The following is an 18,691-nucleotide window of genomic DNA, read 5'->3' as shown; positions in this document are numbered from 1 at the left end:
CGCGAAAGCGGGGGTCCAGGGTCACAGGCACGACGGCCCCTGTATCCCCGCTTTCGCGGGGAAGGCAGCGAGAGACAGCGTGACAAACGCCCAACCACGGGACCCCGCCCATGCGTCTGATCAACAAGCGACCCGATCGAACAAGCTGGATGCTTCTGGCAGCCCTGCCCTTTCTGGCGGTTCTGATTGCCTATGCGTTGGGGTCGGCGGTGCGGCTGGCCGAAAACCCGGCGGACAAGTTGCTGCCGGGTTTGACCGCCTTTGCCGATGCCATCGACCGCATGGCGTTTACCGCCGACAAGCGCACGGGCGATGTCCTGCTGTGGCTGGATACCGGCGCCTCGCTGGCCCGGCTGGCGGTGGGCATCGCCATCGCGGCGGCGGGTGGATTGCTGGTTGGGTTGTCCGCCGGTCTGCTGCCCTATGTCCGCGCCACCCTGTCCCCGTTTGTTACGGTGGTGTCGATGGTGCCGCCGCTGGCCGTGCTGCCTATCCTGTTCATCATGGTGGGGCTGGGAGAGGCATCCAAGATCACCCTGATCGTGGTCGGGGTCCTTCCCTGCCTGATCCGCGACCTGATGCTGAAGATCGACGATCTGCCACGACAGCAATTGATCAAGGCGCAGACGCTGGGGGCCAATAGCTGGACCATCGCCATCCGCGTGGTGCTGCCACAGATATTGCCGCGCCTGATCGACAGCATCCGCCTGAACCTTGGGCCCGCCTGGCTGTTCCTGATCTCGGCAGAGGCGATTGCCAGTGAAAGCGGCCTTGGTTACCGCATCTTCCTGGTGCGCCGCTATCTGGCCATGGATGTGATCCTGCCCTATGTCGCCTGGATCACTCTGCTGTGCTTCCTGATGGATCTGGGCTTGCGGGTGCTGCAACGCCGCGCCTTCCCGTGGTTTGAGGATGCGAGGGCCGGGGCATGACACAGATTTCCGTTCGCAATGTCTGGAAGGAATATGGCGAGCAGGTGGTTCTGGAACAGATCAATCTGGAAATCGCCCCGCGTTCCTTCGTGGCCCTGGTCGGCCCGTCCGGCTGTGGCAAAACCACCTTTCTGCGCATGCTGCTGTCACAGGAAACGCCGACCAAGGGCGAAATCCTGATTGACGGCTTACCCATCTCGCCCGAACCCGGCCCTGACCGGGGCGTGGTGTTCCAACGTTATTCCGTTTTCCCGCACCTGACGGTGCTGGGCAATGTGTTGCTGGGGGCAGAACTGAAGGGCGGCGGCGTGTTGGGTCGCCTGTTCGGTGCCGCCCGGCGTCAGGCCAGGGATGAGGCGGCCCGGCTGCTGGATGCGGTCGGCCTGAGCCACGCGCTGGATAAGTACCCAGCCCAACTCTCCGGCGGCATGCAGCAGCGGCTGGCCCTGGCCCAAGCCTTGATTGCCAAGCCCAAGGTGCTGCTGCTCGATGAACCGTTCGGCGCGCTGGACCCCGGTATCCGGGGCGATGTGCATAAGCTGATGCGCAAACTGTGGCACGAACATCCGATGAGCGTCGTCATGGTCACCCATGACCTGTCGGAAGCCTTCCACCTGGGCACCCGCGTCATAGCCTTTGACCGCCGCCGTAACCTGCCGGAAGAACGGCTGCGCTATGGTGCCAGCATCACCAACGATATCGAGGTCTGGCCCCGCCGCGTGGCGGGCAATCCAGGCTCCGGCACAGACCCCAATCCGCCCCGCCGGGACGACCCGGCCACTGTCGACGGGCAACCGGACCGGGACGACCCGACCGACGCCGCGTGAGGAGGGAGCATCATGCCCCGCCAGACCCTAGAACAGATCGCCGCCAACCGCGCCCGTTACCTGGAACTGAAATCCGCCGGTGCCGGCCATGCGCCGCTGGTCCTGCCGCCGCCAAGCCCGCGTGACATGGCTCGGCCCAGCGCCGACAGCATCATTCTGTCCGAGAGCCTGCCCGGCGGCTGGTACTGGACCGGGGTGATCCGGCGCCGGCAGGTGCTGCGCATCACCAATCCGGGGGCGACGCCGGGCGTGTCGCTGCTGGCCTGGAATCTGGCCGACCCGTCGGAACGGTACAACCACGCCGACACGATTAAGATTCAGTGGACGGCTGACCTGCGGAAGGGCCGGGTCCTGTTCTCCGACATGGGCCGGGTGCTGCTGTCCATTGTGGAGGATAGTTGCGGGCGGCATGACACAGTGATCGGCGGGTCCACCCCGGCCTCTGTCACCCGTACCTATGGCCCCGACAGCGGGGTGCGCAACGCGCGGGATAATTTCATCCTGGCAGCTGGCAAACATGGGCTGACACAGCGGGATATCCCGCCCTGCATCACCTTTTTCGCCCCCGCCAGTGTAAGTGCGGACGGCACCTTCGCCTTTGATGCCAGCGCCGTGACGCCCGGTGATTTCGTGTCGCTGCGCGCCGAAATGGATCTGATCCTGGCCATCTCCAATACCCCCCACCCGCTGGCCCCCAAGGTTGAGCCGGCGCCAGTAGCGTTGACCATCCACACGGCCCCCGCACCAGCCACGGATGATCTGTGCCGCACCGCCACGGCAGAAGCTGTGCGCGGTTTCGTCAATACTGATGCCTATCTGTCGGCCTGAACCGGGGGAGGGAAGAGATCATGAGCAACAGCACATTCACCCCCGTCCTGTCCAACCGCGACATGGCCACCGCCATCCATGACGAGGTGATCCCGGCGGAACATCCCTGGTCCGGCATCGTGCGCAAGGGCCAGGTCTTCCGCATCATCGACAGCAAGGGCTGTCAGGCCGTCGACACCCTGTTCTATAGCCTGGCCGACCATACCGAGCGTTACAGCGCGCAGGATACGGTGCTGGCCCAGGGCACGCCCTATATCGGGCCGGGATCAGTGCTTTATTCCAATCGGGGCAACCCGTTGGCCACCGTGATTGCCGATACCAGCGGCAGCCATGATACATCCGCCGGGGCGTGTAGTTGCGAAAGCAACACTGTGCGCTTTGGTCATCAGACCAAATACATGCATGCCTGTCGGGAAAACTTCCTGATTGCCGTGTCGCGCCATGGCATGGGCAAGCGCGATATCGTGCCCAACATCAATTTCTTCATGAATGTGCCCATAGACGCCGACGGCACGCTGGCCATTGCCGATGGCGTGTCATCGGGCGGGGATTATGTGGAAATGGTGGCGCATCAGGATTTGCTCTGCGTCATCTCCAACTGTCCCCAGGTGAACAATCCCTGCAACGGTTTCGACCCCACGCCCATCCGGGTGCTGGTCTGGGCTGCCTGACGCCAAAGGGGATATGTGATGTTCACCAAGGTCCTGATCGCCAATCGTGGCGAGATCTGCGCACGGGTGGTCAAAACCCTGCGGCGCATGGGTATCGCGTCTGTCGCCGTCTATTCCGACGCCGACCGTTTCACCCTGCCGGTCCTGTCGGCGGACGAGGCCGTGCACATCGGCCCCGCGCCCGCCAAGCAATCCTATTTGGATATTGATGCCGTCATCGCCGCCTGCAAGGCGACGGGGGCGCAGGCTGTTCACCCCGGCTATGGCTTCCTGTCGGAAAATGCCCGGTTCGTGGAACGGCTGAATGAAGCGGGCATCACCTTCATCGGCCCGCGTGTGGAACATCTGCAAGGTTTCGGCCTGAAGCACACGGCCCGCGCCCTGGCCAAGGCGGCAGGCGTACCGCTGCTGCCCGGCACCGACATTCTGGACAGCGTGGAACAGGCGCAGGTGGCGGCCGCCGAAATCGGCTTCCCCGTTATGCTGAAAAGTACCGCGGGCGGCGGTGGCATCGGCATGCAGCTTTGCCATTCCGCCGAGGAGCTGGCCGCCAAATTCGCCGCCGTACAGCGCATGGCCACCAGCAGCTTTGGCGATGCGCGCGTCTATCTTGAACGGTTCGTGGCCGAGGCGCGGCATGTCGAGGTGCAGATTTTCGGCGATGGCAAGGGCGGGGTCGTGGCGCTGGGGGAGCGCGACTGCTCCCTGCAACGCCGTAACCAGAAGGTGGTGGAAGAAACGCCCGCCCCCGGCCTGCCTGATCCGGTGCGCATGCACCTGCGCGATGCCGCCATCGCCCTGGGCCAGTCAGTCAAGTACGCATCCGCTGGCACGGTTGAGTTCATCTATGACGTGGCCCGCGCCCGGGTCTATTTCCTGGAGGTGAATACCCGGCTGCAGGTCGAACATCCGGTGACAGAGGCCGTGTTCGGCGTCGATCTGGTGGAATGGATGGTGCGGCAGGCCGCCGGTGATTTCACCCTGCCCTCCCAGGAAAGCCTGATCCCGCATGGGGCCGCGATTGAGGTCCGGCTTTATGCCGAAAATGCCGCCGCCGATTTCCGCCCGTCCACCGGTCTGTTGACAGAGGTGACCTTCCCCACCGACATCCGTGTCGATGGCTGGATGGCGACCGGCACGGAGGTGACGGCCAATTACGACCCGATGCTGGCCAAGCTGATCGTGCATGCGGATACGCGTGATGCGGCGATTGACAAGCTGTCAGCCGCCCTGGCCGCCAGCCGCGTGGCGGGGATTGAAACCAACCTGTCCTATCTGGCCGCCATCATCGGGTCGGATGTGTTCCGCCAGGGGAAGGTCGCCACATCGGTGCTGAAGGATTTCGCCTTCACCCCGGCCACGATTGAGGTGCTGGCCCCCGGTGCCCAGACCTCCATCCAGGATTGGCCGGGGCGGCTGGGATATTGGGATGTGGGGGTGCCGCCATCGGGGCCGATGGATGATAAATCCTTCCGTCTGGCCAACCGGCTGCTGGGCAATGCAGATGGTACGGCGGCGCTGGAATGCACCCTGACCGGACCCACCCTGCGCTTCAATACCGATACCACCATCGCTCTGACGGGTGCCATCATGGCGGCCACCCTGGACGGTGCGCCCGTAGCCCACGGCACGCCGGTCACCGTCAAGGCCGGGCAGACCCTGGCGCTGGGCCGCATCCAGGGGGCGGGACAGCGTACCTATCTGGCCGTGGCCGGTGGCTTTGATGCGCCGACATATCTGGGCTCCAAGGCCACCTTCTCGCTCGGCCGCTTTGGCGGTCACGCCACCGGTTGCCTGAAGGCGGGTGACACGCTGACGCTGGCGGGGCTGCCGGTGGGTCCGGCGGAAGTGCCTGCTCTGCCCGTTCTGTCCAACGATTGGCAATTGTCCGTCCATTATGGACCGCACGGCGCGCCTGACTTTTTTCAGGAAGACGACATCGCCGACCTGTTCGCCGCGACCTATGAGGTGCATTTCAATTCCGCCCGTACCGGCGTCCGCCTGATCGGTCCCCGCCCGAAATGGGCGCGGGCGGATGGGGGGGAGGCGGGGCTGCACCCTTCCAACATCCATGACAATGCCTATGCCATCGGGGCCGTGGACTTTACCGGTGACATGCCCATCATTCTTGGCCCCGATGGCCCCAGTCTGGGCGGGTTCGTCTGCCCCGTGGTCGTCACCAAGGATGATCTGTGGAAGGTCGGGCAGTTGCGGCCCGGCGATAAGGTTCGGTTTGTGCCGGTATCCGTGACGCCCAGCGCCCCCGCCATCATCACCCACGCCACCCTCCCCTCCCCCATCCTGTCGCGGATCGACGGGCCGGTGCTCGTCGTCTATCGCCGGGCGGGGGATGATTATCTGTTGGTCGAATACGGGCCGATGGCGCTGGATCTGGGCCTGCGGCTGCGCGTGCATCTGCTGGTCACGGCGCTCCGCGCCCGCGCCCTACCCGGCATCATCGACCTGACACCGGGCATCCGCTCTCTCCAGGTTCATTACGATAGCGGAACGTTAAAGCTATCCACGCTGTTGCGTGTGCTGGCGGAGATCGAGGCGGGCCTGGGCAGCATCGAACAGGCCAAGGTGCCCAGCCGCATCGTGCATCTGCCCCTATCCTGGAACGATCCCCAGGTCCGGCTGGCCATGACCAAGTATCAGGAACTGGTGCGGGCCGACGCCCCCTGGTGCCCGGACAATATCGAGTTTATCCGCCGTATCAATGGGTTGGACAGCCAGGAGGATGTGAAGCGCATTGTCTTCGACGCCTCCTACCTTGTCTATGGATTGGGTGACGTCTATCTGGGCGCGCCGGTAGCCACGCCGCTGGACCCGCGCCACCGGCTGGTGACCACCAAATATAATCCCGCCCGCACCTGGACCCCGGAAAATGCCGTGGGCATCGGCGGAGCCTATATGTGCATCTATGGTATGGAGGGGCCGGGCGGATACCAATTGTTTGGCCGCACCATTCAGGTGTGGAATTCCTGGCGCAACACCCCGCCTTTCCAGCAGGGTAGCCCCTGGCTGCTGCGCTTCTTTGACCAAATTCGTTTCTTCCCCGTAACGGAACAGGAATTGGCGGAAGCGCGCGAGGCCTTCCCCCATGGCCGATATCCGGTGCGGATCGAGGAAACCACCCTGGATTATGCCGCGCACCTGGGCTTTCAGGCTGAGAATGCCGCCAGCATCGACGCCTTCAAAACCCGCCAGCAGGCGGCGTTCGAGGCCGAGCGGGAAGATTGGAAGGCTCGTGGCCTGGACAGTTTCGTCAGCGACGATGGCGGCCCGGTGGCCGACAATACCAGCATGCCCGATGGTTGTTCCGGTGTCGAAACGGGTGTAACGGGCAATGTGTGGAAGGTGATGGTGGAGCCGGGCCAGGTGGTGGCCGCCGGTGACACCATCCTGATCCTGGAAAGCATGAAGATGGAGATGGAGGTCAAGGCCGCCAGTGCGGGCCGGGTGCGGGAAATCACCGTGAAGCCGGGCCGTACCGTCAATGCCGGACAGACCGTCGCCATCCTGGAGGATATTGTCTGATGCTACCCGAAAAACTGACCATCCAGGCCCTGACCGAGCTTTATCGCAGCGGGGCCAGCAACCCGGTGGCGGTGATAGAGGCGGTGCTGGCACGTCTGGCCGCCAACCCCGACCCCGCCGCCTGGATCAACACGGTGCCCGCCGATCAGTTGCGCGCCGAGGCAGCGGCGCTGACGGCGGGTGGATACGATCCGTCAAAGCCGCTCTGGGGTATCCCCTTCGCCGCGAAAGATAACATCGACGCCGTCGGCCTGCTCACCACCGCCGCCTGCCCTGCCTTTGCCTTCACGCCCGCATCCGACAGTACGGTGGTGGCCAGGCTGCGCGCCGCCGGGGCCATCCTGGTGGGCAAGACCAACCTTGATCAGTTCGCCACGGGCCTGAACGGCACGCGCAGCCCCTATGGGGCCCCGCGCTGTGTGTTCAACAGCGACTATATCTCTGGTGGGTCCAGTTCCGGGTCGGCGGTGGTGGTGGCGCACGGGCAGGTGGCCTTCGCGCTGGGCACCGACACGGCGGGATCGGGCCGGGTGCCTGCCGCCTTCAACGATCTGGTGGGGATCAAGCCCAGCAAGGGCCTGCTGTCCACCAGCGGTCTGGTGCCCGCTTGCCGCTCGCAGGATTGCATCACGGTTCTGGCCCATGATGTGGCCGATGGCGATCTGGTCCGCCGCGTGGCGGAAGGGTTTGATGCCGCCGACCCTTTCTCCCGCCCGGTCCAGACCCGCCCCTTGCGCCTGTCTGGCTTCCGCTTTGGCGTGCTGACGGGGGCGGAGAAGGAGTTCTTGGGCGATCACGCGGCAGCGGCGCTGTATGACGCATCGGTGGAACGGTTGATGTCCCTGGGCGGCACTGCGGTGCCGTTTGATTACAAGCCGCTGCGCGAATGCGCCCATCTGCTTTATGGCGGCCCCTGGGTGGCCGAGCGGCTGGCCGCGATTGAGGAGTTTTTTGAGGGTCAGGCCGATGCCATGGATCCGACCGTGCGCGCCATCATCGCGGGGGCCGAGGGCAAGACAGCGGTGGAGGCCTTTGTCGGCCAGTATTCGCTGGCCTTCTATACCCAGGAAATCGCCCGTATCTGGTCCGAGCTGGACCTGCTGCTGCTGCCCACCACACCGACAATCTATTCGGTGGCAGACATGCTGGCTGATCCCGTGCGCCTGAACAGCAATCTGGGCCGCTACACCAATTTTGTGAACCTGCTGGACTGTGCCGCCGTGGCCGTGCCCGCCGGGTTCCGCCCCAATGGCCTGCCCTTCGGCGTCACGCTGATCGGGCCGGCCTTCACCGATCATGGCTTGGCCGTGCTGGCCAGCCGCCTGCATGGCAAGGGAGAGATCATGCCGACCGCACCCGCCGACTGGCTGCCCATCGTGGTGGTCGGTGCCCATCTGTCAGGCATGCCGCTGAACCAGGAGCTGACCAGCGTCGGCGGGATCAAGCTGGGCGATGTCCGCACCGCGCCGGATTACCGCTTCTATGCCCTGGCCGGGACGGTCCCGCCGAAGCCCGGTCTGGTGCGCGAGCCGGGCTTTGCGGGGCCGGGCATCGTGGCAGAGGAATGGGCCCTGCCGCCCGCCGCCTTCGGCCAATTCGTCGCCCGCATCCCCGCCCCGCTGGGCGTAGGCAAGGTGGCGCTGGATGATGGACGGCAGGTCACCTGCTTCCTGTGCGAAAGCCACGCCCTGGCCGGTGCCACCGACATCACCGAATTCGGGGGCTGGCGGGCCTATCGCGCCAGCCTGGGATAGGTCGCCGCCAGATACCCGCAAAATCTGCGGCAATCTTGTCCGCTGTCTCTTCGCTATATCCTGTCCCCGGCACGGGCCATGCTGGCCTCAACGGCGGCATCTGACCGCCGCGTGGATGGGGACAGGAAACATGGCCAAGACAAACGCGTGGAATGCCGCCTATATGGCGGGGCTGCTGACCGGCATCGCGGTGCTGCCCGTTTGGGCGCAGGAGACGGGCCAGGGCGATACGTTGGCCCTGGAAGAAATTGTGGTGACGGCCCGGCGGTCGGCGGAGCGGCTGCAGGATGCACCCGTGGCCGTAACGGCCCTGTCGGCGGATGCGCTGAACCGACTGGGCGCGTCCGACCTGGGCGACCTGCAGGCCGCCGTGCCCAACCTGACCCTGCATGAGGGCGATGCGTCCAACGCCGTCGTCTATATCCGCGGCGTGGGGCAGATCGACAGCCTGGCCTTTGCCGATCCCGGTGTCGGCATCTATCTGGATGATGTCTATCTGGGCCGTGCCCAGGGCGCCTTCCTGGATGTGTTCGATACGGAGCGGGTGGAGGTGCTGCGCGGTCCGCAGGGCACGCTCTATGGCCGCAATACCATTGGCGGCGCTGTCAAATTCGTCTCCAAACAGCCCGACGACCGCACCGCCGCCAGTGTCGAGGCCACGATCGGCGACTATGACCGCCGCGACGTGAAGGCCTCCGTCCGGGGTCCCTTGATCCCTGAAAAACTGGCCGGCAGTGCCGCCGTGGCCTACCTGTCGCGCGATGGCTACGCGAAGAACTCGGTGGGCGGCAAGGATGATGGCGATCAGGAGACCTTCGCCTGGCGTCTGGGCCTGAAGGCCACGCCCAATGACCGGCTGACCATCAGCCTGTCCGCCGATGGTTCCGATGACCGGCCCGACACGTCGCGGACCCCGGCCCGCGCCACCGCCGTCTTCGGCACCCCGCCCAATGCCGACCCGTTCAAGGTCGATGCCGATTTCAACGGGTTGAACAAGCTGTCGGTGCGCGGTGTCGCCGCCCATATCGACTGGGACGCCAGCGAGGCCGTCAGCCTGAAATCCATCACCGCCTACCGGACCATGGATTACAAGACACACCTGGACCTGGACGCCACGGGTGCGGCCATTTTCGGCGTCTTCGTGGATGAGGCGCAGAAGCAGTTCAGCCAGGAATTCCAGGCCAATGTGAAGAGTGACCGGTTCAACGGCGTCTTCGGCCTTTATTATTTCCGCGAGCATGACGAGACGGAAAGCGGCCTTGCCGGCCCTGTCATCAGCCTGGTCACCAACTCCCTGAATGATCAGACCAACCGCTCCTATGCCGCCTATGGTCAGGGCAGCTATCACGTCTCCGACGCCCTGTCCCTGACCGCCGGCCTTCGCTACACCTATGAGAAGAAGTCCTTCGACCGTATCCAGGAATTCTTCGCGGCCACGGCCCCGATCCCCCCGGCGCTGGGCACCGGCCTGCGGATCACGGATGTGAAGACGGGTGACAACTGGTCATCGCTGTCGCCCAAGCTGGGCCTGGATTACAAGGTCAGCGACGATGTCATGGCCTATGCCAGTGCGGCGCGCGGGTTCAAGAGCGGTGGCTTCGATGGCCGGTCCAACAACCCGGCCCAGGCGGTTGCCTATGATCCGGAGACCATGTGGTCCTATGAAGTCGGCCTGAAATCCAGCCTGCTGGACCGCCGGATGACGCTCAATCTGGCCAGCTTCTACAATGACTACAAGGATTTGCAGCTTTCCAGCTTTGTCGCCGATAGTACGGGCGGCTTTGCGGCCCTGTTCACCAATGCCGGTGCCGCCACGACCAAGGGGCTGGAGCTGGAAATGACGGCGCGGGCCACGCAGGACCTGACCCTGTCGGCCACCGCTGCCTGGCTGGACGCGCAGTATGACGAATATAAGGGGCCGGGCGGGGCCGACATTGCCCACCTGCGCACCCCCGTCAATTCCCCGGAATGGAGCTTCCGCCTCGGCGCCAACTGGCAGCGAGAGATTGGCGATGCCGGTCGGGTCATCGTCGATGGTGACCTCTCCTACCGCTCCAAGACCTATCCCACCGTCAGCAGCAGCGAAGTGCTTGCCCAGTCCGGCTATGCCCTGCTGAATGCTCAAATCGCCTTCCAGACGGCGGACGAGCATTGGACCGGCACATTCGGCGTCCGCAACATCACCGACAAGCGCTATGTGAGCCACGGTTTCGACCTGTCGGACAGCCTGGGTTACCAGCTTGCCTATTACGGCGCGCCGCGTACCTGGTCGCTGGGCCTGAAATACCGCTACTGACGGGGAGTGGCCGATCGTGACGCTGGACCCCCAGTCCCTCGCCCTTCTTGAAAGCTTCCGACAGGCGGGCGGCACCGCCATCGATGATATCGACATGGCAACCGCCCGGCGTGACTACGACCTGCTGTTCACACAGCTGGGCGGGCTGGTAGCGGATGATGTCTCCATCCGGATGGAGGGGGTGCCCCTGGCCGATCATCCCCTGCCGCTACGGATCTACCGTCCGCAGACGGTCCGGGGGCCGGCACCGGCGCTGCTGTTCTTCCATGGCGGCGGCTGGTCCATGGGGGGCCTTGCCTGCTATGACGCGCCGCTGTCGCATCTGGCGGCAAAGAGCGGGTTCATTGTGGCCAGTGTGGGTTACCGTCTGGCCCCGGAGAACCCGTTTCCCGCCCCGCTGGACGATGCGTTGAACAGCACACGCTGGGCGCTGGCCCGCATCGGCGATCATGGCGGGGACCCGGCCCGGCTGCTGATCGGCGGCGACAGTGCCGGCGGCACCCTGGCCGCTTGCGCCTGTCAGTTGCTGTGCCCGACGGAGCGGCGGCCAAGGGGCCAAGTGCTGTTCTATCCCGTGCTGACCCTGGCCGATGGCGATCCGCGCCTCCCCTCCCGGCAGACCAAGGGTAATGGCGAATATTTCCTGTCGCGGGATGGCATCGCCTGGGCCAAGGGCAACTACCTGACCGATCCGGGTCTGGCCTTCCTGCCGGCGGTATCGCCCCTGCTGTCACCCGATCTGCGCGGCTTGCCGCCGGCCCTGCTGATCACCGGCGGATATGATCCGCTGCATGATGAAGCCGCCTTGTATGCCACGCGGCTGCGCGATGCGGGCGGGCGGGCCGAACACCTGACCTACCCCGGCACGTTCCACGGTTTTATATCCTTCTGCGGTGTTCTGGATGTCGCAAAGCAGGCGATCACCGATACGGCGGAACGCATGCGCGCGATGGTGTAAGGGGCGTACCCGACCAACCCCTGAATTCGGAGTTAGTGACGGACCGTCTCCGACCTGATTTCGGTTTCGTGCAACCAAGTGAAACATAAAATCAGGGGGTGTTACATGACCCACGGCGCGCGCCAGTCCGAAAGCCGATGGCTCCGAATAGCGTTGGACGCGTTTATGCCGTTGATGTGGACAGCATAGCAAAAAGAGGGCTGGAAGTCAGCAACTCCGGCCCTTTGCCCTGCCAGCGACTGATGTTTTCAACCGTCTCCCACCGCCGATCCATTTGACGGCGGTCCTCCCCTCCCGTCCCAGGACGGGAGGGCTTTTTACATGCCGGCCAGAGCGATGAAACCCAGGGCAAAGACAGCCAGCAGCGCCGTCTGTCCCACCAGGGCCGCCACCGGGCGCGGACCCAGGGCCGCCATATCGCGCAGGCTGGTCTTCATGCCCAGCGCCGCCACAGCCACGACCAGACAGCCGCGCGACAGTTCACCCATCACGCCAAGCGCAACCGTCGGCAGCAGACCCAGGCTGTTGACAGCCACCAGCGCCATGAAGCCCAGCAGGAACAGCGGAATGGTCGGAAGGCTGGCCTTCTTTGCCCCATCCACCGCACGGTCGCGGAAAATCCAGGCCACCGCCATGACCACCGGCACCAGACAGGCCACCCGCATCAGCTTGACGATGGCCGCCACCTCCGCCGTGTGGTCGGAAATCAGGTAGCCTGCACCCACCACCTGCGCCACATCATGGATGCTGGCCCCGAAGAACAGGCCCGCCTGTTCCTCCCCCAGACCCAGCAGGCGGGCCAGCAGCGGATAGGCCAGCATGGCGATGGTGGACAGCGCGGTAACACCGACGACGACCAGCAAGGTGGGCTTTTCCGCCTGATGGCGGGCCGGCAGGGCCGCGGAAATAGCCAATGCCGCAGATGCTCCGCAGATGGCGACGGAGCCGGCGGACAGCAACGCATGCGCCGGCGGCAGTTTCAACATCCGGCCAATGACATAGCCACCCGTCAGGGTCACCAGCAGGCCGGACACGGCGAGCGCCACGGCGCCCCAACCCAGGCCCAGCATATCGCCCAGCGTCACCTTGGCCCCCAGCAGAGCCACGCCCAGGCGCAGGATCGGTTTGGTCGCGATGGTGATACCGGGGGTGCAGCGGGCATCGGCCGCCAAGAAATTCAGCCCCATGCCGAAGACCAGGGCGTAAAGCATGACCGGCCCACCCTGCCACGCCGACATATGGGCCGCCGCCAGCGCCACGATAGCGGCCAGCAGCAAACCCGGCAGCACATCCCGTCCCCGCTGGACCAGCGGATGGCGCGTCTGCTGGCTGGTCCAGGGGGCGAAGGTCATCGGGCCAGCGTCCCAGGCGCCATCATGGTGCGGCGGTCGCGGTGGGTGACCATGCGTTCATGCAGGCGGCGGATCGTGTTGCTGCCCGTCTTCACGAACAGGAAGGGGAAGAATCCGTGCAGGATGCAGGCAATCGCCGCGAACAGCATCGTAAAGCCGAAGGAAAAGGCCTGCCCCATATGGGCCAGATAGCTTTCACCGACAGAGGCCGGATGGTCTGTGAACAGGCGGTGCAGCATGGCTTTCCTCCAGGTGCCGGAAACAAGGAAAGCCTATCACCAGCTTCGGGTGATTTTTGTCTAAACTTTGTGGTATCTTGCGGCCAACTTCGTAATTTTCTTCTACCTATTGCGCATAATGGAGAAGATTTTGGATCAGATCGACCGCAAGATCCTGGCCACCCTGCAATCAGACGCGTCCGGCTCCGTCGCCGAAATCGCCGAACGGGCCGGTGTGTCGCAGACCCCCGCATGGCGGCGGATCAAGCGGCTGGAGGATGAAGGAATTATCCGCAAGCGCGTGGCCCTGCTGGACCCGGCAAAGCTAAACCTGGGCCTGACCGGCTTTATCCTGATCCGCACCGCAACCCATTCAGAGGAATGGCTGCAGAAATTCTCCGAAGGGGTCAGCCGGATTCCAGAGGTGATCGAACTTCACCGCATGTCGGGCGACATCGACTATCTGGTGAAGTTCATGGTGGACAGCATCGCCGGTTACGATGCGCTGTATAAGCGCCTGATCAAGGTAGCCAACCTGTCGGACGTGTCCGCCGGCTTCTCCATGGAATGCCTGAAATACACGACCGAACTGCCGCTGGATTATGTGAAGGGGTGATTTGTTGTTCCCTTAATCGCCGGACGGCGGCCTCCGCCGCCTTGGTTTCCGGCGCACGAGCGCCGGGCAGGCAGTCTCCGGCCTCCAGTGGCATGAGTCAGAAACTCATGCCACTGGTATCAACCCCTCGCCGCCAGCGCCCGGCCCACCTTGCTGCCATTGGGACGGTTCAGTTCCCCGCTGATCCAGTTGCCGATAGCAGCTAGCGCGTCCAGGTCCACGCCCGTAGACAGGCCCATGCCGTTCAGCATGTACAGCACATCCTCCGTCGCGACATTGCCCGACGCGCCCTTGGCGTAGGGGCAGCCGCCCAGCCCCGCCACAGCCCCATCGAACACCCGCGCGCCCAACTCGATACAGGCCAGGATATTGGCCAGGGCCTGTCCGTAAGTGTCATGGAAATGCAGGGCGATGCGGCCCATGGGCACCTCTTCGGCCACGCGTTTCAACATGGACCGGGCGGCGCGCGGGTTGCCGACGCCGATCGTGTCGCCCAGGCTGACCTCGTAACAGCCCATGGCCATCAGGCTGGCCGCCACCTCGGCCACCTTGCCCGGATCAACCGCCCCTTCATAGGGGCAGCCCAGGACGCAGGAGACATAGCCCCGCACCTTCACGCCCGCCAGCTTGGCCCGGTCAATCACGGGGCGGAAGCGGTCCAGGCTTTCGGCGATGCTGCAATTGATATTCTTCTGGCTGAACGCCTCCGACGCGGCCCCGAACACCGCCACCTCCGTCACACCCACGGCAAGGGCTGCTTCCAGCCCCTTCTCATTGGGGACCAGGACCGGATAGGTGACGCCGGATTTGCGGGTGATGGCATGCATCACATCCGCGCTGTCGGCCATCTGCGGCACCCATTTCGGGCTGACAAAGGCCCCGGCCTCCACCACCGACAGGCCGGTGGCGGATAGCCGGTTCACCAGTTCGATCTTGGTAGCCAGCGGCACCAGGGTCTTTTCATTCTGAAGCCCGTCGCGCGGGCCCACTTCGACAAGGCGGATGTCGTGCATGATCAATCGACCGTGAGGATGGGAAAGGGATATGATGGGGTCAGGTCGCCTTGGCAATCCCGCCGCCACCGCTGACCGGGCGCTGCGCCAGGACGGCATTCACCTGCGGCATCAGGCCGGCAAAGGCCGAACTGCGACCGATACAGAGATGATAGGGCTGTGTGGCCAGGATATTGGGCAGTTCCACCAGCCTGCCATTGAACTCCGGCGCAGCCAGCCGTACCCGCATGGATACGGCATTGTCGACCAGCGCATCGACACGGCCATTGGCGACCAGACGCATGGCGCCCGTCAGATCGGCCGCCCATTGGATATCCAGTCCCAGGGGCCGCAGATTGGCATCGGCCCAGCCGGAGCCGATATAGTGACCGACACGGAAGGACCGCAGATCCTCCAGCCGCCTCACCTGATGCAATTCGGTCAGGCGCGGACTGTCGGCGGCGGCGATGATGCACATGGGAAAGGTGAAGACGGGCCGCGCGCTGGCCAGCACGTAGGACAGGCGTTCGGTGGTCGGCACCGTCAGGAAGCCATCCGCTTCCCCACCGCGCACCATGGCCTGGGCACGGGCCCAGGGAAACCCCTGATGCTCCACCCCCTGGCCAAGCTTTTCGCGCAGGAGCGTTTCCGCCGCCTCCACAAACAGGCCGCGCACCCGACCGGTATCGTCCACCTGCGAGAAAGGGGCGAAATCCCCGAAATAGACCATGCGGAAGGCCGCAGGAAGGGCAAGCGCCGGACGCCACAATGGAAGCGTCCCGACGGCGGTCAGTCCTCTCAGGATTTTCCTGCGAGAGAACATGGCGGTTCCTCACCGTGCCTGCCTTGGATATCAACTCTAATCCCCTTTGGTCCGAAGGGAAACGAAGTTGAATGCACACTCACATGACATTTTCATGCAAGTGTGCATGTCTCGCCTACCATCAGGCAGCCTCAAACCCGACAAGTTCAACCCCTTCACTGACCTGATCACCCACCTGATAGCGCAGATGCGTGACCTTGCCGTCGGCAGGGGCCTTCAGCGTATGTTCCATCTTCATGGCTTCCAGCACGATGACGGGCTGGCCCTTGGCTACGCTGGCGCCTTCCTCCACCAGGATAGCGATCACCTTGCCCGGCATCGGGGCCGTCAGGCGGCCATGGCCGCCATGATCGGCATGGGCGCCGGCGTGCGGATCAACCAGGGACAGGGTGCGCGTCGTCCCGGCATGGAACAGGCTGACATGATCGCCCCAGCAGACCCAGCGTGCCGTGACCCGCGCGCCGCCCAGCGTGGCCGTCAGGGTGCCATCGGCAGACAGGCTGCCGGCAACGGACAGGGTTTCACCAGCAGCGGTGACGGTAAAGCCGCTGCGTGCCCAGGTGACATCCACCTTATGGGCCGCGCCCTCCTCGCCTGCTTCCTGCCACTCGATCCGATCGGTGGCGGGCAGGTTCAGCAGAAAGCCGCCAACGGAATCCCACGGATCGCCGCCACCGGCGCGGCGGGACAGGGTCAGGCCCAGGCTGAACAGGGCCAGGGTGGCCGCGTCCGGCGCGGTGGCCGTGGGCAGAAGGTCGGCCTCGTACCGCTCGATGAAGCGTGTATCCAGATCGGCGGCCAGAAAGCCGGGGTGCCCCGCCACGGCGGACAGGAAGGGCACATTGGCGTTCAGGCCCGCCACTTCCGTCTCGGCCAGCGCCTTTTCCAGACGGCGAACAGCGCTGTCGCGGTCCTTGTCCCAGACGATCAGCTTGGCGATCATCGGGTCGTAGAAGATGGAAATGGCATCGCCCGACCGCACGCCGGTATCCACGCGCACATGCTCGCCCTGTTCGGGGAAGCGCAGATGCGCCAGCGTGCCCGTCTGCGGCAGGAACCCCTTGGCCGGGTCCTCGGCATAAAGCCGGACCTCGATGGCGTGGCCGTTGATGGTCAACTGCTCCTGGGTCAGGGGCAGGGGTTCGCCCGCCGCCACCCGCAACTGCCACTCGACCAGATCCTGGCCCGTGATCTTCTCCGTCACGGGATGTTCCACCTGCAGGCGGGTATTCATCTCCATGAAATAGAAGGAGCCGTCGGTATCCAGAAGGAATTCAACAGTACCGGCGCCGACATAGCCGATGGCCTTGGCGGCGGCGACCGCGGCCTGTCCCATGCGGGCGCGGATGGCGGGGTCCATGCCGGGGGCCGGGGCCTCCTCCACCACCTTCTGGTGACGACGCTGGATGGAGCAGTCGCGTTCGAACAGATAGACGCAATTGCCGTGGCTGTCGGCAAAGACCTGGATTTCCACATGGCGCGGACGGGCCAGATACTTCTCGATCAGGACACGGTCATCGCCAAAGCTGGCCTTGGCCTCACGCTTGGCCGATGCGAGCGCCGCCGGGAATTCTTCGGCGCTAGCGGCCACCTTCATGCCCTTGCCGCCGCCGCCAGCGGAGGCCTTGATCAGCACAGGGAAGCCGATGCGGGTTGCTTCGGCTGCCAGCAGGGCACCGTCCTGATCCTCGCCATGATAACCCGGCACCAGCGGCACGCCGGCCTTTTCCATCAGGGCCTTGGCCTCTGATTTGCCGCCCATGGCGCGGATGGCGCTGGCTGGCGGGCCGATGAAGATAAGGCCGGCAGCGGCCACGGCATCGGCAAAGCCGGCATTTTCCGACAGAAAGCCGTATCCGGGATGGATGGCATCCGCCCCCGTTGCCTTGGCCGCCGCGATGATGCGGTCGATGACCAGATAGCTTTCACGCGCCGGGGCCGGGCCGATATGCACCGCCTGATCGGCACTGGCCACATGCAGGGCCTTGGCGTCGGCATCGGAAAAGACGGCGACGGTGCCCAGGCCCAGGCGCCGGGCGGTGCGCATGACGCGGGCGGCAATCTCGCCACGGTTGGCGATCAGGACTTTCGAAATCCGGCTCATTTCACCCATCCCGGCTTGCGCTTGTCAAAGAAGGCGGACAGGCCCTCGCGGCCCTCATCACCCGACCGTGCATCGGCGATGCGGGCGGCAGTATCGGCGACCGTTTCGTCGGTGACCGGGCCATCGACGGCGCGGATCAAATCCTTCGCCGCGCCCAGCGCCATTGGCCCGGCCAGCAGCAGATTGTCGATATGGCGTTCGGCGGCGGCGTCCAGATCATCCTGACCCACCACCTCATGCACCAGACCCAGCCGATGCGCCTCGGCCACGCCAAACCGCTCTGCGGTCAGGAAGTAGCGGCGGCAGGCGCGTGCGCCCATGGCGGCCACCACATAGGGGCCGATGGTGGCGGGGATCAGGCCCAGCCGCACCTCTGTCAGGGCAAACTGCACCGGATCGGCGGCGATTGCGATATCGCAAGCCGCGACAAGCCCCACAGCACCGGCAAAGCAATGGCCATGGATGACGGCGATGGTCGGTTTCGGCAACTCGTTCAGGGTCCGCAGCATGGTGGCCAGACCGACGGCATCAGTCAGGTTCTCCACCCGGCTATAGCCGGCCATGCGGCGCATCCAGTTCAGGTCGCCCCCGGCGGAAAAGCTTTTGCCCGCACCGCGCAGCACCACGATGCGCACAACCGGGTTCGCCCCCAGATCGCGGAAAATGCGGGTCAATTCCGCAATGACTTCATCGTTGAAGGCATTGTGGATTTCTGGGCGGTTCAGGGTGACGGTCGCCACCCCGCGCGCGTCAATATCGGTCAGGATCATCACCGCCCCC

At 64.7% G+C, this 18,691-nt stretch carries 15 protein-coding genes; 9 read left to right on the top strand and 6 right to left on the bottom strand.

The features are described from left to right. Window positions 1-110 precede the first annotated feature (110 nt). The 8 genes from ACT6Q8_RS20585 (at window position 111) to ACT6Q8_RS20550 (ending at window position 11,806) form a co-directional block, all read left to right on the top strand. The gene (locus ACT6Q8_RS20585; RefSeq protein WP_444733996.1) at window positions 111-932 is read left to right on the top strand and encodes an ABC transporter permease; all 822 of its coding nucleotides are present in this window, start codon (window positions 111-113) and stop codon (window positions 930-932) included. Further along, a complete protein-coding gene (locus ACT6Q8_RS20580; protein WP_054169370.1) occupies window positions 929-1,759 on the top strand; it encodes an ABC transporter ATP-binding protein in 831 nt (276 codons plus the stop codon). Before ACT6Q8_RS20585 ends, ACT6Q8_RS20580 begins: the two co-directional genes overlap by 4 nt. A gap of 12 nt (window positions 1,760-1,771) precedes the next feature. Next, entirely contained in the window at window positions 1,772-2,587 is an 816-nt protein-coding gene (locus ACT6Q8_RS20575) for an urea amidolyase associated protein UAAP1 (RefSeq protein ID WP_444733995.1), read from the top strand. Between the two features lie 20 nt (window positions 2,588-2,607). Then, complete coding sequence (locus tag ACT6Q8_RS20570) at window positions 2,608-3,258, top strand: urea amidolyase associated protein UAAP2 (RefSeq protein WP_444733994.1); 651 nt, start codon at window positions 2,608-2,610, stop codon at window positions 3,256-3,258. Between the two features lie 18 nt (window positions 3,259-3,276). Next, complete coding sequence (gene uca, locus ACT6Q8_RS20565) at window positions 3,277-6,798, top strand: urea carboxylase (protein ID WP_444733993.1); 3,522 nt, start codon at window positions 3,277-3,279, stop codon at window positions 6,796-6,798. After that, window positions 6,798-8,552, top strand: coding sequence for an allophanate hydrolase (gene atzF, locus ACT6Q8_RS20560; protein ID WP_444733992.1), 1,755 nt, complete (start codon window positions 6,798-6,800; stop codon window positions 8,550-8,552). The genes uca and atzF overlap by 1 nt, the downstream gene beginning before the upstream one ends. 130 nt (window positions 8,553-8,682) lie before the next feature. After that, entirely contained in the window at window positions 8,683-10,848 is a 2,166-nt protein-coding gene (locus ACT6Q8_RS20555) for a TonB-dependent receptor (RefSeq protein WP_444733991.1), read from the top strand. Between the two features lie 16 nt (window positions 10,849-10,864). Then, window positions 10,865-11,806, top strand: coding sequence for an alpha/beta hydrolase (locus tag ACT6Q8_RS20550; RefSeq protein ID WP_054169365.1), 942 nt, complete (start codon window positions 10,865-10,867; stop codon window positions 11,804-11,806). A 317-nt stretch (window positions 11,807-12,123) separates the two neighbouring features. Here ACT6Q8_RS20550 and ACT6Q8_RS20545 read toward each other — a convergent pair whose 3' ends face one another. Together ACT6Q8_RS20545 and ACT6Q8_RS20540 are read right to left on the bottom strand one after the other, a co-directional pair. Next, window positions 12,124-13,158: a YeiH family protein gene (locus ACT6Q8_RS20545; RefSeq protein WP_054169364.1), complete on the bottom strand. Its 1,035-nt coding sequence runs from the start codon at window positions 13,156-13,158 to the stop codon at window positions 12,124-12,126. Beyond that, window positions 13,155-13,397 carry a DUF6356 family protein gene (locus ACT6Q8_RS20540; RefSeq protein ID WP_444733990.1) on the bottom strand — a complete coding sequence of 81 codons (243 nt, stop codon included), beginning with the start codon at window positions 13,395-13,397 and terminating at the stop codon, window positions 13,155-13,157. The genes ACT6Q8_RS20545 and ACT6Q8_RS20540 overlap by 4 nt, the downstream gene beginning before the upstream one ends. 130 nt (window positions 13,398-13,527) lie before the next feature. On the opposite strand from ACT6Q8_RS20540, the gene ACT6Q8_RS20535 reads away from it, so the two are divergent. Continuing rightward, on the top strand, window positions 13,528-13,992 hold the full coding sequence (locus ACT6Q8_RS20535; RefSeq protein ID WP_054169388.1) for an Lrp/AsnC family transcriptional regulator: 465 nt from the start codon (window positions 13,528-13,530) through the stop codon (window positions 13,990-13,992). 119 nt (window positions 13,993-14,111) lie between these two features. Here the strand turns inward: ACT6Q8_RS20535 and ACT6Q8_RS20530 are convergent, their stop codons facing one another. From ACT6Q8_RS20530 to ACT6Q8_RS20515, 4 genes are all read right to left on the bottom strand, one after another. Further along, a complete protein-coding gene (locus ACT6Q8_RS20530) occupies window positions 14,112-15,005 on the bottom strand; it encodes a hydroxymethylglutaryl-CoA lyase (RefSeq protein WP_444733989.1) in 894 nt (297 codons plus the stop codon). 40 nt (window positions 15,006-15,045) lie between these two features. Beyond that, complete coding sequence (locus tag ACT6Q8_RS20525) at window positions 15,046-15,753, bottom strand: substrate-binding periplasmic protein (protein ID WP_054169361.1); 708 nt, start codon at window positions 15,751-15,753, stop codon at window positions 15,046-15,048. Between the two features lie 175 nt (window positions 15,754-15,928). Further along, on the bottom strand, window positions 15,929-17,911 hold the full coding sequence (locus ACT6Q8_RS20520; protein WP_444733988.1) for an acetyl/propionyl/methylcrotonyl-CoA carboxylase subunit alpha: 1,983 nt from the start codon (window positions 17,909-17,911) through the stop codon (window positions 15,929-15,931). Continuing rightward, the gene (locus ACT6Q8_RS20515) at window positions 17,908-18,681 is read right to left on the bottom strand and encodes an enoyl-CoA hydratase/isomerase family protein (protein ID WP_444733987.1); all 774 of its coding nucleotides are present in this window, start codon (window positions 18,679-18,681) and stop codon (window positions 17,908-17,910) included. Before ACT6Q8_RS20515 ends, ACT6Q8_RS20520 begins: the two co-directional genes overlap by 4 nt. Window positions 18,682-18,691: the final 10 nt, after the last annotated feature.

This window comes from Niveispirillum sp., from assembly GCF_052437035.1.
Classification (GTDB): Bacteria; Pseudomonadota; Alphaproteobacteria; order Azospirillales; family Azospirillaceae; genus Niveispirillum.
Note: the sequence above shows the minus strand (reverse complement) of the source record. Positions and strands in the feature narration are given on the sequence as shown.

Excerpts from the sequence above, each read along its gene's own strand:
- ACT6Q8_RS20585 (WP_444733996.1), top strand. The coding sequence starts at position 111 with ATGCGTCTGATCAACAAGCGACCCGATCGAACAAGCTGGATGCTTCTG.
- ACT6Q8_RS20580 (WP_054169370.1), top strand. The coding sequence starts at position 929 with ATGACACAGATTTCCGTTCGCAATGTCTGGAAGGAATATGGCGAGCAG.
- ACT6Q8_RS20575 (WP_444733995.1), top strand. The coding sequence starts at position 1,772 with ATGCCCCGCCAGACCCTAGAACAGATCGCCGCCAACCGCGCCCGTTAC.
- ACT6Q8_RS20570 (WP_444733994.1), top strand. The coding sequence starts at position 2,608 with ATGAGCAACAGCACATTCACCCCCGTCCTGTCCAACCGCGACATGGCC.
- uca (WP_444733993.1), top strand. The coding sequence starts at position 3,277 with ATGTTCACCAAGGTCCTGATCGCCAATCGTGGCGAGATCTGCGCACGG.
- atzF (WP_444733992.1), top strand. The coding sequence starts at position 6,798 with ATGCTACCCGAAAAACTGACCATCCAGGCCCTGACCGAGCTTTATCGC.
- ACT6Q8_RS20555 (WP_444733991.1), top strand. The coding sequence starts at position 8,683 with ATGGCCAAGACAAACGCGTGGAATGCCGCCTATATGGCGGGGCTGCTG.
- ACT6Q8_RS20545 (WP_054169364.1), bottom strand. The coding sequence starts at position 13,158 with ATGACCTTCGCCCCCTGGACCAGCCAGCAGACGCGCCATCCGCTGGTC.
- ACT6Q8_RS20540 (WP_444733990.1), bottom strand. The coding sequence starts at position 13,397 with ATGCTGCACCGCCTGTTCACAGACCATCCGGCCTCTGTCGGTGAAAGC.
- ACT6Q8_RS20530 (WP_444733989.1), bottom strand. The coding sequence starts at position 15,005 with ATGCACGACATCCGCCTTGTCGAAGTGGGCCCGCGCGACGGGCTTCAG.
- ACT6Q8_RS20520 (WP_444733988.1), bottom strand. The coding sequence starts at position 17,911 with ATGAGCCGGATTTCGAAAGTCCTGATCGCCAACCGTGGCGAGATTGCC.
- ACT6Q8_RS20515 (WP_444733987.1), bottom strand. The coding sequence starts at position 18,681 with ATGATCCTGACCGATATTGACGCGCGCGGGGTGGCGACCGTCACCCTG.